A 13,741-nucleotide genomic window follows, 5' to 3' on the forward strand; every position below is an offset into this window, starting at 1 on the left:
GCGTCCCCCACGGTCGCATTTTGCGCAACATGGAACAGTCAGCGGGCGAGGCGCGGCGGATCCCGCTGCACGGGCCGGAGGATTTCGAGGGCATGCGGCGGGCCGGCCGACTGGCGGCCGAATGCCTCGACATGATCACCCCGCACGTGAAGCCCGGCGTGACCACGGATGCGCTCGACCGGCTCTGCCACGACTTCATGCTGGACCACGGCGCGGTGCCGGCGACGCTGGGCTACCGCGGCTACACCAAGTCCTCCTGCATCTCGATCAACCATGTGGTGTGCCACGGCATTCCCGGCGAGCGCCGGCTGATGGCGGGCGACATCCTGAACATCGACGTCACCCCGTTGCTCGACGGCTGGCATGGCGACACCTCCCGCATGTACGTGGCGGGCGAGCCCTCCACCCGGGCCCGGGTGCTGATGGACGTGACCTATGAGAGCCTGATGCGGGGCATCGCGGCGGTGAAGCCGGGCGCCACCCTGGGCGACATCGGCCACGCCATCCAGTCCTACGTGGAGCGGCACCGCTTCTCCGTGGTGCGCGACTTCTGCGGCCATGGCGTCGGCCGCACCTTCCACGCCGCCCCGAACGTGCTGCACTTCGGCCGGCCCGGCGAGGGCCCGGTGCTGAAGGAGGGGATGTTCTTCACCATCGAGCCGATGGTGAATGCCGGCCGGCCCGAGGTGAAGATCCTGGACGACGGCTGGACCGCCGTGACCCGGGACCGTTCCCTGTCCGCCCAGTTCGAGCACATGGTCGGGGTGACCGCCACGGGCTGCGAGGTCTTCACCTACTCCCCCGCCGGGCTGCACAAGCCGCCTTACGGCGTCTGACCCGCCCGGCCGGCTCGGCCCGCCGAACGCTTCGGTGATCCGCTCGCCCGTTGATTCCCGGCGCGGAGCCGCGCACCTTTCCGCCATGCGTCGCGCTCCCCTCGTGCCGGCCCTCCCCGCGCTGGCACTGCTTGCCGCCCTGCCCTGGCCGGGCGATGCCTTCGCGCAAGCGAAGCCTCCGCCCCTCAACGATCCCCGCGCCGCCATCCCCGGCGACCCGTCCGGCAAGCCGCCGCCGCTGGAGGCCGGGCCGCGCCCCTCGCCGCCCCCCGGCCAGCGCCCGGGCCCCTCCGCCCAGGCCGCCCCGGGCGGCAAGCCGCCCCCGCTGCCGCCGGGGGCGGGCGGCGACTCCCAGGGGCGCGAGGTCGGCTCCGGGACGGGCTTCCTGATCGGCGCCCGTCAGGCCCTCACCAACAACCACGTCGTCCGGCAGTGCCGGTCCCTGCGCGCGCGCAACGCCCAGGGCCGGGAGATCGACGTGACGGTGAAGGCCACCGACGCGGAGAAGGACCTGGCGCTGCTGGAGCTGCGGCAGGATGCCGGCCCCGCCCTCGCCTTCCGGCAGGCGCCGCAGGTCCGGCGCGGGGAGACGGTGGTCACCTACGGCTTCCCGCTGGCCGGCGTCCTCTCCTCGGGGCCCACCCTGACCACGGGCGACATCTCCGCCCTCGCCGGCCTCGCCGACAATCCAGGGCAGTACCAGATCAGCGCCCCGGTGCAGCCGGGCAATTCCGGCGGCCCGCTGCTGGATTCCGCGGGCAACGTGGTGGGCGTCATCGTCTCCAAGCTGAACGCCCAGCGCATCGCGCAGCGCACGGGCGACATCCCGCAGAACGTGAACTTCGCCGTGAAGGGCGATGCGGCGCTGGACTTCCTGCGCCAGAACAACGTCCGTCCGCGCCTGGCCGACAGCTCCGGCCCGCCGCGCAGCGCGGCCGAGGTCGGCGAGCTGGTCCACCCCTCGGTGCTGTTCCTCCGCTGCCTGCGCTGAGCGCGGGCTGGGGTCGCCGGCGCGGCCGGGGGCAGGTCCGCCCCGGCCGTCAGGACACCCGCCACGGCCGCGGGTCCGCTACGCGTGGCTCCAGCCCTGGCGGTCCAGGGTCCATGTGGCCCCCCGCGAATCGTGCAGCGTGACCTCTGCCGGTCCGGCCAGGAAACGCCCGATGCGGGTGACGGGGACGCCGGCGGCGCGGCCCGCCGCCTCGACCGCCGCGGAATCCTCCGGCGCGGCGGCGAAGAGCAGCTCGTAGTCGTCGCCCCCGGCGAGCAGGCGCGGCAGCCAGGCCGCGTCCTCCGCCACCACGCCACGGGCCGGGTCTGAGAGCGGCACGCGCGCCGTCTCCAGCACCGCGCCGCAGCCGCCGGCGCGGCACAGGTGGCCCAGGTCCTGGACCAGCCCGTCGGAGACATCCATCGCCGCCCGGGCGATCCCGCGCAGCGCGACGCCCAGGGCCAGCCGCGGCTCCGGCAGGCGGTAGCGCCGGGCGAGGTGTCCCGCCGCATCCGCCGGCACCTCGCCGCGCAGCACGGCGAGCCCCAGGGCCCCGTCGCCGATGCTGCCCGAGACCCAGAGCGCGTCACCCGGCCGCGCGCCGGCCCGGCGCAAGGCCTGGCCCGGCGGGACCGTGCCCAGGATGGTCAGGGAATGGGTCGCGGGGCCGGCGGTGGAAACGGTATCCCCGCCGAGCACGGAGAGGCCGAAGCGCCGCTGGTCCTCCGCCAGCCCTGCGGCGAAGGCGGCGACGGTCGCCTCCCCGGTCCCGCGGGTCCAGGCGGTGGTGAGAAGATAGGCCAGCGGTTCCGCGCCCATGGCCGCGAGGTCGGACAGGTTGGTCCGCAGCAGCTTGCGCGAGACGGTGTCCGGCGGATCGTCCGGGAGGTAGTGGACCCCTTCCACCACCGCATCCGCCGCCAGCACCAGCACCCGCCCGGGCGGCGGGTCGAGCAGGGCGGCGTCATCCGCCAGCCCCAGCGCCCCCTCCCCGGCCAGCGGCGCGAAGTGCCGCGCGATGCGCTGGAATTCGGGCGGCAGGGGCATCGGCTCTCCGGTCCGGCCGGGGAGTCAGGCGCGGGTGGCGGCGAACTCGCCGGGGCGCAGCTGCCGCGCCAGGGAATCCAGCACGCCGTTGGCGAAGCGCGGCTCCGCCTCGTCGAAGAAGCCGTGCGCGACGTCCATGTATTCGTTGATGACGACCTTGGCCGGCGGCTCCTTGCTCGACCACAGCTCGGAGGCGGCGGCGCGCAGCAGGGCGCGCAGCACCGGGTCCAGCCGGTCCATGCTCCAGCCCCCGGTCAGCTGGGCGGCGACCATGGCGTCGAGCGTCTCGGCATGCTTGCCGACGTTGCGCACGATCTGGCTGAAGAGCGGCACGTCCGCCAGGGGCACCCGGCCGTCGTCGTAGCCGCCCTCGCCCGGCATCGCGCCGATGCGGTGGCGGACGAACTGCTGGATCACCGCCTCCACGCTGTCGCCATTGGCCTCGGACTGGAACAGCGCCTGCACCGCGGCGACGCGGGCGCCCAGGCGCGGGCGCCCGGTGGTGGGCTTCTTCGGCTTCTGCGTGCCGCTCATCCTGCGATCCCCAGGCGGCGGGCCAGCGCGACCTGCCCCAGCAGGGCATGCGCGGCCTCGGCGCCCTTGTTGTGCCGGTCGGGGCGCGAGCGCGCCACCGCCTGGTCCATGGTGGCCACGGTCAGCAGCCCGAAGCCGATGGGCGCCGCCGTCTCGACGGCGATGTCCATGACCCCGCGGCAGGCCTCGCGGCAGATGTGTTCGTAGTGATCCGTCTCGCCGCGCACGACGCAGCCGAGGATCAGGAAGCCGTCATAGCCGCCCGGCACGCCCGCTGTCCCCTGCGCCCCGGCGCGGAGAGCCATGCGCAGCGCGGCCGGCAGCTCGAAGGCGCCGGCGACGTCCACCACGTCCAGCGTCGCGCCCGCCTCCCGGAACACCGCCAGCGCGCCGTCGCGCATGCCGCCGACCACCTCGGCATAGTAGGGCGCCTGGATCAGCAGCAGCCGCGCGGGACGGCCGGCGAGGGTGACGGGGCCGCGCTCGGGGGCGTCCTGGGTGCTCATGCCTTGGTCTCCGCCTCGATGGAGCGCGTGCCGGTGACGGAGAGGCCATAGCCCTCCAGCCCGACGATGGGGCGCGGGTGGTTGGACAGCAGCACCATCTCCCGCACGCCCAGGTCGGTCAGGATCTGGGCGCCGATGCCGTAGTCGCGCAACTCGGGCGCGGCCTTCTCGCGGCCGGCGCGCACCCGCTCGCTCAGCGCCGTCGACTTCACGTCGCGGATCAGCACGACCACGCCGTGGCCTTCCGCGCCGATCGCCGCCATGGCGGCGTGCAGCTCGGCCGGCCCGTCGCGGCCGATGATGTCGGAGAGCAGGTTGACCGCGTGCATCCGCACCAGCGGCGGGCCGTTGGCGGCAGGGTCGCCCTTCACCAGCGCGACGTGCTCGCCGTACTCCACGGTGTTGGCATAGATGATCAGCCGCCAGGGGCCGCCCGGCGCGTCCTCGAGCACCCCCTCCTCCACCCGCCTCACCAGCCGCTCCGTGCGGCGGCGATGGGCGATCAGGTCGGCGATGGTGCCGAGCTTGAGGCCGTGGTGCTGGGCGAAGGCCACCAGGTCCGGCATGCGGGCCATGGTGCCGTCGTCGTTCATGATCTCGCAGATCACGCCGGCCGGGTTCAGCCCGGCGAGGCGGGCGAAGTCCACCGCCGCCTCGGTATGGCCGGCGCGGATCAGCGTGCCGCCCTCCCGCGCCACCAGGGGGAAGACGTGGCCGGGGGTGACGATGTCCTCGCGCCGGCTCTCCGGGTTGATCGCCACCGCCACGGTCCGCGCCCGGTCGGCGGCGGAGATGCCGGTGGTGACCCCCTCCCGCGCCTCGATGGAGACGGTGAAGGCGGTCTGGTGCCGCGTGCCGTTGGACTGCGCCATCAGCGGCAGGCCCAGCGCCTCCACCCGCTGCCGGGTCATGGCCAGGCAGATCAGCCCGCGCGCGTGGCGGGCCATGAAGTTCACCGCGTCCGGGGTCGCGAACTGGGCGGGGATGACGAGGTCGCCCTCGTTCTCCCGGTCCTCGTCGTCGACGAGGATGAACATGCGGCCGCGCCGCGCCTCCTCCAACAGCTCCTCGGTGGGGCTGAGGAACTCGGCGAAGGAGGTCTTCTGGGTGGTGACGGCGCTCATGCGGCGGCTCCCGGGGCAAGGCCGGGCGTCGGGCCGGGCACGGCGGAGCCGACGAGGCGGGCGACGTAGCGGGCCAGCATGTCGATCTCCAGGTTGATGCGGGACCCCGGGGCCAGCTCCCCGAAGGTGGTGGCGAGCTGGGTGTGCGGGATCAGGTTGACGCCGAAGACGGTGCCGTTGCTCCCCTGGGCCGTCCCGTCGCCCAGCACCTCGTTCACGGTCAGCGACACGCCGTTCAGCGTGACCGAGCCCTTGGGCGCGATGAAGCGCCCCAGCTCTGGCGCGACGGCGAAGCGCCAGCGGGTGGAGCCGTTCTCCGGGGTGACGGAGACCACCTCGGCCAGCCCGTCCACATGGCCGGAGACGACGTGGCCGCCCAGCTCGTCCCCCATCCGCAGCGCGCGCTCCAGGTTGATGCGCGTCCCCGCCCGCCAGCCGCCCAGGGTGGTGAGGGAAAGGGTCTCGGCCGAGGCCTCCACCTCGAAGGCCTCCGGCTCCAGCGCCACGGCCGTCAGGCAGCAGCCGGAGCAGGCGATGGAGGCGCCGAGCTGCACCCCCTCCAGCCAGCCTGGCGGGGTCGCGATCCGCAGCCGCATGTCGTGCCCCTCGCCGATGGGAGAGGTGGCGGCGACCGTGCCGATCGCCGTGATGATGCCGGTGAACATCAGATCCGCTCGAACTCGCTCAACAGGTCGGCGCCGCAGGGGGTGACGGCGGTGCGCCGGAATTTGGGCATCCCTGCCAGCGAGTCCACCGGCAGGGGCTGGATGGCGGGCAGGCCGTCGCCCCCCATCGCCGCCGGAGCATGGAACCAGGCGAGCCGGTCCACCAGCCCCGCGCGGAGCAGGGCGGCCGCGAGCGCACCGCCGCCCTCCGCCAGCAGGCGGGTGACGCCCAGCCCGGCGAGGCCGCGCATCAGGGCGAGCGGCTCCAGCCCGCCGCCGGGCGCGGGTGCGACATCCAGCAGCGTGGCGCCCGCCGCCTCCAGCGCCGCGCGGGCGCCGGTGTCCTCGCGCGGGGTGGTGGCGACCACCACCGGGCCGGGGGTGGAGAAGAGTCGCGCTGCCGGCGGGGTGCGCAGCCGGGCATCGGCCACCGCGCGCAGGATCGGACGCGGCCGCGCGCCGGGGAGGCGGCAGGTCAGGTCGGGATCGTCCGCCAGCACCGTGCCGCTGCCGACCAGGATGGCGTCGTGGGTGGCGCGGAGCAGGTGCCCGCGCGCCCGCGCCTCCGGCCCGGTGATCCAGCGGCTCTCCCCGGTCCGGGTGGCGATGCGCCCGTCCAGCGTGGTGGCGAGCTTGAGGGTGACGAGCGGGCGTCCCTCCGCCAGCCGGGCCAGGAAGCCGGCGTTCAGCGCGCGCGCCTCCGCCTCCAGCAGCCCTTCCTCCACGGCGATCCCGGCCGTGCGAAGCTGGCGCATCCCCTCCCCGTCCACCTTCGGGTAGGGGTCGCGCAGCGCGACGACGACGCGCGACACCCCGGCGGCGATCAGGGCCTGGGTGCAGGGCGGCGTGCGGCCCCAGTGGCAGCACGGCTCCAGCGTGACATAGGCGGTGGCACCGCGCGCCGCCTCGCCGGCCCGGCGCAGCGCCTCCGTCTCGGCATGCGGGCGGCCGCCGGGTGCGGTCCAGCCGCGCCCGACCACGATCCCGTCGCGCACCAGCACGCAGCCGACCGCCGGGTTGGGCCAGGTGTTGCCGAGGCCGCGCGCGGCGAGCGACAGCGCGGCCCGCATGTGCTGCGCCTCGTCGGCTTGGGAGGGGGTGGACATGACGGGGCTGGCGGTGTGGCAGCCCGGTCAGGGGTTGTCCAGCGAGCCGAGGAACTCGCGGAAATCCTTCGCCTCGCTGAAGTTCTCGTAGACGCTGGCGAAGCGCACATAGGCGACCTGGTCGAGGTCCTTCAGCCGCTCCATCACCATCCGCCCGATGGTGCGGGAGGGGATCTCGCTGTCGCCCTCGCTCTCCAGCCGGCGCTGGAGGCCGCTGACGATGCGCTCCACCTGGGCGTCCTCCACCGGGCGCTTGCGCAGCGCGACGCGGATGGAGCGGGCGAGCTTGTCGCGGTCGAAGGGCACGCGTCGCCCGTCCGACTTCAGCACGGTGAACTCGCGGAGCTGCACCCGCTCGAAGGTGGTGAAGCGGTCGCCGCAGGCGTTGCAGAAGCGCCGGCGGCGGATCGCCGTGCCGTCATCCGCCGGGCGGCTGTCCTTGACCTGGGTGTCCTCGCTTCCGCAGAAGGGGCAGCGCATGCGGTGTGTGTCCCCTGCCCTGCCCCGGTCCGCCGGTCAGCTCTGGTAGATCGGGAAGCGGGCGCAGAGGTCGAGGACGCGGGACTTGGCCGCCGCCTCCGCCGCCTCGTTGGCCGCCGGGTCGTTGGCCTTCCCGAGCCCCTCCAGGACCTGCCCGATCAGGGTGCCGATCTCGCGGAACTCCGCCTCGCCGAAGCCCCGCGTCGTGCCGGCGGGGGAGCCCAGCCGGACGCCGGAGGTGACCATCGGCTTCTCCGGGTCGAAGGGGATGGCATTCTTGTTGCAGGTCAGGTGGGCGCGGTTCAGCGCCGCCTCGGCCAGCTTTCCGGTCAGCGACTTGGGCCGCAGGTCCACCAGCATCAGGTGGTTGTCCGTGCCGCCGGTGACGATGCCGAAGCCCAGCCCCTGCAGCGTCTCGGCCAGGGCCTTGGCGTTGGCCACCACCTGCCGGGCATAGCTGCGGAACTCCGGGCGCAGCGCCTCGCCGAAGGCCACGGCCTTGGCGGCGATGACATGCATCAGCGGCCCGCCCTGGAGGCCCGGGAAGACGGCGCTGTTGATCTTCTTCGCCAGCGCCTCGTCATTGGTGAGGATCATGCCGCCGCGCGGGCCGCGCAGGGTCTTGTGCGTCGTCGTGGTGGTGACGTGGGCGTGCGGCACCGGCGAGGGATGCGCCCCGCCCGCCACGAGCCCGGCGAAATGCGCCATGTCGACCATGAAATACGCGCCCACCTCGTCCGCGATCGCGCGGAAGCGGGCGAAGTCCCAGTGGCGGGCATAGGCGGAGCCGCCGGCCACGATTACCTTCGGCCGGCTCTCCCGCGCGATGCGGGCGACCTCCTCCATGTCGATGAGCTGGTCCTCGCGCCGCACCGTGTAGGGCGCGACCTTGAACCACTTGCCCGACTGGTTGGCCGCGGCGCCGTGGGTCAGGTGCCCGCCGGCCGCGAGGTCGAGGCCCATGAAGGTGTCGCCCGGCTGCATCAGGGCGAAGAACACCGCCTGGTTGGCCTGGGCGCCCGAATGCGGCTGGACGTTGGCGAACCCGGCGCCGAAGAGCTGCTTCGCCCGCTCGATGGCCAGCGTCTCCGCCACGTCGACGAACTCGCAGCCGCCGTAGTAGCGGCGGCCCGGATAGCCCTCCGCGTACTTGTTGGTCAGCACGGAGCCCTGCGCCTCCAGCACGGCGCGGGAGACGATGTTCTCGCTGGCGATCAGCTCGATACCGTCCTGCTGCCGGCCCAACTCCAGGCCGATGGCCTCGGCCAGCTCCGGATCGGCCTCGGCCAGCGGGGCGTTGAAGAAACGGGTCAGGTTGGCGGCGGGGGTCTGGTCGTTCATGGCAGGGCCTCAGGCGGCGGGGGCGCGGTCGGGCGAGAGCTTGGCGACGCGGCGCTCGTGCCGGCCGCCCTCGTAGGGGGTGGCGAGGAAGGTACGCAGGCAGTCGAGCGCGATCTCCGGCCCGATCATCCGGGCGCCGAGGGCGAGCACGTTGGCGTCGTTGTGCTGGCGGGTCAGCCGGGCGGAGGTGGTCTCCGACACCAGGGCGCAGCGGATGCCCTTGTGCCGGTTGGCGGCGATGGAGATGCCGATGCCCGTGCCGCAGACCACCACGCCGAAGCGGGCGCGCCCCTCCAGCACGGCGGCGGCGACCCGGTCGCCGTAATCGGGGTAGTCCACGCTCTCCGGGCCATGGGTGCCGCAATCCTCGACCGCGTGCCCCGCCTCCTCCAGCGTGCGGCGGAGCAGGGCCTTCAGCTCGACGCCGGCATGGTCGGAGCCGATGGCGATCGGGGTGTCGGACGGATTCATGGCCGGTCCCTACCACGGCCGGTGTCCCGGCGGAACAACGGCCCCTAGTTCTGGGGTGCGACCCCGCCATGCAAGGGGCTACCGGACCGGGACAGGAAAGCCGGCACCCGTTGCAGCGCATCCGCCCGCGCCGCCGGGTCCTGGCCCACCGTGGCGCGGCCGGAGCCGTCGGGGGTGATCGCCAGCCCGGCCAGCGTCCGCGGCATCCCGCGCGGCTGGTCGAAGCCGTGCCCGGCGTCGGGATAGGCGACCACCTCCACCGGGGCACCCGTCGCCCGCGCGGCCAGGCGGCGGCAGGGCGCGGCGGGGGTCCAGTCATCCGCCTCGCCCAGCAGCATGAGCACCGGCGCGACCGGGGCGAAGGCCGGCGCCGCCCGCCCGGGCCGGACGCAGCCGGGGTAGAGCGCGACCGCGCCGCGGATCAGCCCCGGCTCCACCGGCGCGTTCGCCGCCGTCAGCGCCGTGCTGGCGCCGTGCGACCACCCGAGCAGGAAGGCCCCGCCCGGCGCCGCCCAGGGCTGCGCCGAGGCCCAGCGCGCCGCGGCCAGCGCGTCCTCCCGGCGCAGGGTCTCGGGGGTGATGCCGCGCTCGCCGCCGTGGCAGACCTCGGCGAGGCCGCGGCTGCCGAAGCTGTCGGGAAAGAGGACGGGATGGCCGAGCGCCGCCAGCCGCGCCGCCCAGTCCGCCTCCCGGGCCGGCAGGCGCGGGTCGGCGCCCGGGCCGCCCAGCCCGCCGCAGCCGTGCAGGGCGACGACCGGCGCCCCCGGCCGGCCGCCGGGCGGAAGGACCAGCACCGCCCGGAGCGCCACCCCGCCGGGGCCGGGGAAGCGGACCACCTCCGCCGCCCGTGCCGGGTCGGAGACGAGAAGGGCCAGCAGGGCCAGAAGGGCGGCGGTGCGGGACATGGCGGCTCCTGCGGCGGCGCGGGGCGCGGGACGTGCTGGCCCCTGCCCCCGGCCCCGCGTAACCTGGGGCCGACCACGCCAGAACCAACGAAACAGGCAGGACGTTCCATGGCCCGCGAAGCCCCGCCCTCGATCCATCCCGAGACCCTCGCCCTGCATGCCGGCTGGCGGTCGGACCCGACCACCGGCTCGGTCGCCGTGCCGATCCACCAGACGGTGTGCTTCGAGTTCCAGGACACCGGCCATGCCACCCGCCTGTTCGCCTTGCAGGAGATGGGCAACATCTACTCCCGCATCATGAACCCCACCGTGGACGTGCTGGAGAAGCGCGTCGCGGCGCTGGAGGGCGGGGTGGCGGCGCTCGCGGTGGGATCGGGGCAGGCGGCGACGACCTTCTGCGTGATGAATCTCTGCTCGGCGGGGGACAACATCGTCTCCTCCACCGATCTCTACGGCGGCACCTGGAACCTCTTCGCCAACACGCTGAAGCAGTTCGGGGTGGAGGTCCGCTTCGTCGATCCCGCCGATCCGGAGGCCTTCGCCCGCGCCACCGACGAGCGCACCCGCTGCTGGTACGCCGAGACCCTGCCCAACCCGAAGCTCCAGGTCTTCCCGATCGCCGAGGTCGCGGCCCTCGGCCGCAAGCTCGGCGTGCCGCTGATCATGGACAACACCGCCGCGCCCATCCTCTGCCGCCCGCTGGAGCACGGCGCGGCGGTGGTGATGCACTCCACCACCAAGTGGATCAGCGGCCACGCCACCAGCATCGGCGGCATCGTGGTGGATGGCGGCACCTTCGACTGGGAGGCGAACGCGGCGCGCTTCCCCACCCTGTGCCAGCCCGACCCCTCCTACCATGGCGCCGTCTGGACGGAGGCGGTGAAGCCGCTGGGTCCCGTCGCCTACATCATCCGCATGCGCACCTGCCTGCTGCGCGACGTCGGCGCGGCCATGGCACCCTTCAACGCCTTCCAGTTCCTCCAGGGCATCGAGACCCTGCCGCTGCGGATCGAGCGCGCCTGCGAGAACGCCTCGAAGGTGGTGGGCTACCTGGTCGGCCACCCGGCGGTGGCGAAGGTGATCCACCCGGACCTCGCGACCGGCGAGGCGCGGCGGCGCGCGGACGCCTATCTCAAGGGCGGCAGGGGCAGCCTGGTCGGCTTCGAGCTGAAGGGCGGGAAGGAGGCGGGGCAGCGCTTCATCGAGGCACTGAAGCTGTTCTACCACGTCGCGAACATCGGCGACGCGCGCAGCCTCGCCATCCACCCGGCGACCACCACCCACAGCCAGCTCGACGCGGACGAGCAGGAGGCGTCCGGCGTCACGCCGGGCTATGTGCGCCTGTCCATCGGCATCGAGCACATCGACGACATCCTTGCCGACCTGGAGCAGGCGCTGGAGACCGCCGCCCCGGCGCGCATGGCGGCGGAGTAGGCCGGCCCGCCCGGCGGGCGGAGGGCTGCCCTTCCGAGAACGGGGTGGAGCGGGCCCGGCGAAGGTCTATGAACCGGGCACGCCCCCACCCAGCGGAGAGACGATGCAGGGCAGCTTCCCCACCACCCGCCCGCGGCGGAACCGCCGCGATTCCTGGACCCGGCGGCTGGTCGCCGAGCACCGGCTGTCGGTGGACGACCTGATCTGGCCGATCTTCATCCGCGACGGCGCCGGGCTGCCGGAAGAGGTCCCCTCCATGCCCGAGGTGCTGCGTGTCGGGCTGGACCGGCTGGTGGACCATGTCGGCCCGGCGGTGGAGCTGGGCATCCCCGCCATCGCCCTGTTCCCCGCGACGCCCGCCGGGCTGAAGGACGCCGAGGGCACGGAATCCGGCAATCCGGAGAACCTGATCTGCCGGGCCGCGCGGCTGCTGAAGGAGACCTTCCCCGATCTCGGGCTGATCGGCGACGTCGCGCTCGATCCCTACACCGACCATGGCCATGACGGGGTGCTGCGTCCCGCGGCCGGCGGGCTCTACGTGGACAACGACGCCTCCCTGGAGATCCTGGTGCGCCAGGCGCTGAACCAGACGGAGGCGGGCATCGACGTCGTCGCCCCGTCCGACATGATGGACGGCCGCGTCGGCGCCATCCGCCGTGCCCTGGACGAGCACGGGCACGTGCACACCCGGATCATGTCCTATGCCGCCAAGTATGCCTCCGCCTTCTACGGCCCGTTCCGCGATGCGGTGGGCTCGGGCGGGGCGCTGAAGGGGGACAAGAAGACCTACCAGATGGACCCCGCCAATTCAGACGAGGCCTTGCGCGAGGTGGCCATGGATCTCGCCGAGGGCGCGGACATGGTGATGGTGAAGCCGGGCATGCCCTATCTCGACATCATCCGTCGGGTGAAGGACGAGTTCCGCGTGCCGACCTTCGCCTATCAGGTCAGCGGCGAGTACGCGATGCTGATGGGCGCCATCCGCAACGGTTGGCTGGACCGCGACCGCGTGGTGCTGGAGGCGCTGATGGCCTTCCGCAGGGCCGGGTGCGACGGGGTGCTGACCTACTTCGCCCTGGATGCCGCGCGCCGGCTGAAGGCGGGTTGAGGGAGGGCTCGCGCCCTCCCCCTGCCCCGGTCAGCGAACCGGGCGGCGGCGGCGCATCGCCGGCTGCGGCTCCACCGGCGCCGGGGTCAGCAGCACCCGGCGCAGCTCGCCCGCCAGCCAGCGCTGGGCCTCGCCGGCCTTGCTCAGCACGGCGTCGGCGCCGAAGAACTCATGCGTCACGCCGGCATATTCCTGCCGCGCCACCGGCACGTTCGCACGCTGGAGCGCCTGCGCCAGGCGCAGCCCGTCATCGGCCAGCGGGTCGATCTGGGCGTTGACGATGACGGTGGGCGGCAGGCCGCGCAGGTCGGCGCCGGCATAGACGTTCAGGCGCGGGTCCTGCAGGTCGGCCGGGCTGTTGGTGTAGTGGCGGACGAACCACTCCACCATCGGCTTGTTCAGCGGCTTGGCGTTGGCGAAGCGCTGGTAGGAGGGCGTGGTCAGGTCCGTGCCCGCCACCGGGTACACCAGCCCGAGGGCCCGCGGCAGGGTCACGCCCGTGGCCTTCGCGCTCAGCGCCGTGGCGATCGCCAGGTTGCCGCCCGCGCTCTCGCCGACCAGGGCGATGCGGGAGGGGTCCGCGCCCAGCTCGCCCGCATTGCGCATGGCCCAGACATAGGCGGCATAGGCATCGTCATGCGCGCCGGGGAACTTCGTCTCCGGTCCCTGGCGGTAGTGCACGGCCAGCACCACCGCCCCGGTATCGGCGGCCAGCGCGCGGCAGGAGGCGTCGTAGACGTCGATATCCGCGATCACCCAGCCGCCGCCGTGGTAGTAGACGATCAGCGGCAGCGGGAGCTGGCCCGGCATCATCGGAATCTGCGCCGGGCTGTAGACCCGCGCCATCAGCGGCCCGCCGGGGCCGGGGACCATGGTGTCCTTGACCAGCGGCAGCGGGCGCGGCGTGGTCGGGCGGCCCAGCTCCGTCAGGCGCTTCTTGACGGCATCGGCCAGGGTGGGCTGGCGGCGCGCCTCGGGCGGCGTCAGCGTCTCGATCGGCTGGCCGCCCAGCGACGCCAGGCTTTGCAGCAGGGACAGCATCTCCGGATCCGCCAGCCCGCTGGGGTCCGGCGGCGTGGTGGGCATCGGGGTGGCGCAGGCGGCGAGGAGAGCCGGCGTCCCGAGGCCGAGCAGCAGGGCGGAGCGGCGGGAGAGGGCGTTCATGCGGGCGTCCTTCGGTTGTTGCCGTGTGT

Annotated in this window: 15 protein-coding genes; 4 read left to right on the forward strand and 11 right to left on the reverse strand. The window is 73.8% G+C overall.

Annotation, left to right across the window (positions count from 1 at the left end; all coding sequences use genetic code 11):
* Nucleotides 1-29: 29 nt before the first annotated feature.
* Nucleotides 30-836 carry a type I methionyl aminopeptidase gene (gene map / locus LPC08_RS09135; protein WP_230452384.1) on the forward strand — a complete coding sequence of 269 codons (807 nt, stop codon included), beginning with the start codon at nucleotides 30-32 and terminating at the stop codon, nucleotides 834-836.
* Nucleotides 837-921: 85 nt separating this feature from the next.
* Nucleotides 922-1,827, forward strand: a complete 906-nt coding sequence (locus LPC08_RS09140) for a S1C family serine protease (protein WP_230452385.1) — start codon at nucleotides 922-924, stop codon at nucleotides 1,825-1,827.
* Between the two features lie 78 nt (nucleotides 1,828-1,905).
* Here the strand turns inward: LPC08_RS09140 and thiL are convergent, their stop codons facing one another.
* The 10 genes from thiL to LPC08_RS09190 are packed head-to-tail and all read right to left on the reverse strand — an operon-like array spanning nucleotide 1,906 to nucleotide 10,006.
* On the reverse strand, nucleotides 1,906-2,874 hold the full coding sequence (thiL, locus tag LPC08_RS09145; RefSeq protein ID WP_230452386.1) for a thiamine-phosphate kinase: 969 nt from the start codon (nucleotides 2,872-2,874) through the stop codon (nucleotides 1,906-1,908).
* 24 nt (nucleotides 2,875-2,898) lie between these two features.
* The gene (gene nusB, locus LPC08_RS09150; RefSeq protein WP_230452387.1) at nucleotides 2,899-3,408 is read right to left on the reverse strand and encodes a transcription antitermination factor NusB; all 510 of its coding nucleotides are present in this window, start codon (nucleotides 3,406-3,408) and stop codon (nucleotides 2,899-2,901) included.
* Nucleotides 3,405-3,914: a 6,7-dimethyl-8-ribityllumazine synthase gene (gene ribH, locus LPC08_RS09155; protein WP_230452388.1), complete on the reverse strand. Its 510-nt coding sequence runs from the start codon at nucleotides 3,912-3,914 to the stop codon at nucleotides 3,405-3,407. The genes nusB and ribH overlap by 4 nt, the downstream gene beginning before the upstream one ends.
* On the reverse strand, nucleotides 3,911-5,038 hold the full coding sequence (gene ribB / locus LPC08_RS09160) for a 3,4-dihydroxy-2-butanone-4-phosphate synthase (protein WP_230452389.1): 1,128 nt from the start codon (nucleotides 5,036-5,038) through the stop codon (nucleotides 3,911-3,913). The genes ribH and ribB overlap by 4 nt, the downstream gene beginning before the upstream one ends.
* Complete coding sequence (locus LPC08_RS09165; protein ID WP_230452390.1) at nucleotides 5,035-5,703, reverse strand: riboflavin synthase; 669 nt, start codon at nucleotides 5,701-5,703, stop codon at nucleotides 5,035-5,037. The genes ribB and LPC08_RS09165 overlap by 4 nt, the downstream gene beginning before the upstream one ends.
* Nucleotides 5,703-6,809 (reverse strand): bifunctional diaminohydroxyphosphoribosylaminopyrimidine deaminase/5-amino-6-(5-phosphoribosylamino)uracil reductase RibD, encoded by a 1,107-nt coding sequence (gene ribD, locus LPC08_RS09170; protein ID WP_230452391.1) that lies wholly within the window; start codon nucleotides 6,807-6,809, stop codon nucleotides 5,703-5,705. The genes LPC08_RS09165 and ribD overlap by 1 nt, the downstream gene beginning before the upstream one ends.
* Nucleotides 6,810-6,836: 27 nt before the next feature.
* Nucleotides 6,837-7,289, reverse strand: coding sequence for a transcriptional regulator NrdR (gene nrdR, locus LPC08_RS09175; RefSeq protein ID WP_230452392.1), 453 nt, complete (start codon nucleotides 7,287-7,289; stop codon nucleotides 6,837-6,839).
* A 36-nt stretch (nucleotides 7,290-7,325) separates the two neighbouring features.
* Complete coding sequence (gene glyA / locus LPC08_RS09180) at nucleotides 7,326-8,630, reverse strand: serine hydroxymethyltransferase (RefSeq protein ID WP_230452393.1); 1,305 nt, start codon at nucleotides 8,628-8,630, stop codon at nucleotides 7,326-7,328.
* 9 nt (nucleotides 8,631-8,639) lie between these two features.
* A complete protein-coding gene (gene rpiB, locus LPC08_RS09185; protein WP_230452394.1) occupies nucleotides 8,640-9,101 on the reverse strand; it encodes a ribose 5-phosphate isomerase B in 462 nt (153 codons plus the stop codon).
* A 44-nt stretch (nucleotides 9,102-9,145) separates the two neighbouring features.
* A complete protein-coding gene (locus LPC08_RS09190) occupies nucleotides 9,146-10,006 on the reverse strand; it encodes a dienelactone hydrolase family protein (RefSeq protein WP_230452395.1) in 861 nt (286 codons plus the stop codon).
* A 108-nt stretch (nucleotides 10,007-10,114) separates the two neighbouring features.
* On the opposite strand from LPC08_RS09190, the gene LPC08_RS09195 reads away from it, so the two are divergent.
* Nucleotides 10,115-11,440: an O-acetylhomoserine aminocarboxypropyltransferase/cysteine synthase family protein gene (locus LPC08_RS09195; protein WP_230452396.1), complete on the forward strand. Its 1,326-nt coding sequence runs from the start codon at nucleotides 10,115-10,117 to the stop codon at nucleotides 11,438-11,440.
* Nucleotides 11,441-11,543: 103 nt separating this feature from the next.
* A complete protein-coding gene (hemB, locus tag LPC08_RS09200) occupies nucleotides 11,544-12,548 on the forward strand; it encodes a porphobilinogen synthase (protein ID WP_230452397.1) in 1,005 nt (334 codons plus the stop codon).
* Nucleotides 12,549-12,578: 30 nt separating this feature from the next.
* Here hemB and LPC08_RS09205 read toward each other — a convergent pair whose 3' ends face one another.
* Nucleotides 12,579-13,712 carry an alpha/beta hydrolase gene (locus LPC08_RS09205; RefSeq protein ID WP_230452398.1) on the reverse strand — a complete coding sequence of 378 codons (1,134 nt, stop codon included), beginning with the start codon at nucleotides 13,710-13,712 and terminating at the stop codon, nucleotides 12,579-12,581.
* Nucleotides 13,713-13,741 lie beyond the last annotated feature (29 nt).

This window comes from Roseomonas sp. OT10 (genome assembly GCF_020991085.1).
GTDB classification, from domain to species: domain Bacteria; phylum Pseudomonadota; class Alphaproteobacteria; order Acetobacterales; family Acetobacteraceae; genus Roseomonas; species Roseomonas cutis.

What these genes read in the sequence shown, in the direction of transcription:
- map (WP_230452384.1), top strand. Translation starts at nt 30, where the DNA reads ATGGAACAGTCAGCGGGCGAGGCGCGGCGGATCCCGCTGCACGGGCCG.
- LPC08_RS09140 (WP_230452385.1), top strand. Translation starts at nt 922, where the DNA reads ATGCGTCGCGCTCCCCTCGTGCCGGCCCTCCCCGCGCTGGCACTGCTT.
- thiL (WP_230452386.1), bottom strand. Translation starts at nt 2,874, where the DNA reads ATGCCCCTGCCGCCCGAATTCCAGCGCATCGCGCGGCACTTCGCGCCG.
- nusB (WP_230452387.1), bottom strand. Translation starts at nt 3,408, where the DNA reads ATGAGCGGCACGCAGAAGCCGAAGAAGCCCACCACCGGGCGCCCGCGC.
- ribH (WP_230452388.1), bottom strand. Translation starts at nt 3,914, where the DNA reads ATGAGCACCCAGGACGCCCCCGAGCGCGGCCCCGTCACCCTCGCCGGC.
- ribB (WP_230452389.1), bottom strand. Translation starts at nt 5,038, where the DNA reads ATGAGCGCCGTCACCACCCAGAAGACCTCCTTCGCCGAGTTCCTCAGC.
- LPC08_RS09165 (WP_230452390.1), bottom strand. Translation starts at nt 5,703, where the DNA reads ATGTTCACCGGCATCATCACGGCGATCGGCACGGTCGCCGCCACCTCT.
- ribD (WP_230452391.1), bottom strand. Translation starts at nt 6,809, where the DNA reads ATGTCCACCCCCTCCCAAGCCGACGAGGCGCAGCACATGCGGGCCGCG.
- nrdR (WP_230452392.1), bottom strand. Translation starts at nt 7,289, where the DNA reads ATGCGCTGCCCCTTCTGCGGAAGCGAGGACACCCAGGTCAAGGACAGC.
- glyA (WP_230452393.1), bottom strand. Translation starts at nt 8,630, where the DNA reads ATGAACGACCAGACCCCCGCCGCCAACCTGACCCGTTTCTTCAACGCC.
- rpiB (WP_230452394.1), bottom strand. Translation starts at nt 9,101, where the DNA reads ATGAATCCGTCCGACACCCCGATCGCCATCGGCTCCGACCATGCCGGC.
- LPC08_RS09190 (WP_230452395.1), bottom strand. Translation starts at nt 10,006, where the DNA reads ATGTCCCGCACCGCCGCCCTTCTGGCCCTGCTGGCCCTTCTCGTCTCC.
- LPC08_RS09195 (WP_230452396.1), top strand. Translation starts at nt 10,115, where the DNA reads ATGGCCCGCGAAGCCCCGCCCTCGATCCATCCCGAGACCCTCGCCCTG.
- hemB (WP_230452397.1), top strand. Translation starts at nt 11,544, where the DNA reads ATGCAGGGCAGCTTCCCCACCACCCGCCCGCGGCGGAACCGCCGCGAT.
- LPC08_RS09205 (WP_230452398.1), bottom strand. Translation starts at nt 13,712, where the DNA reads ATGAACGCCCTCTCCCGCCGCTCCGCCCTGCTGCTCGGCCTCGGGACG.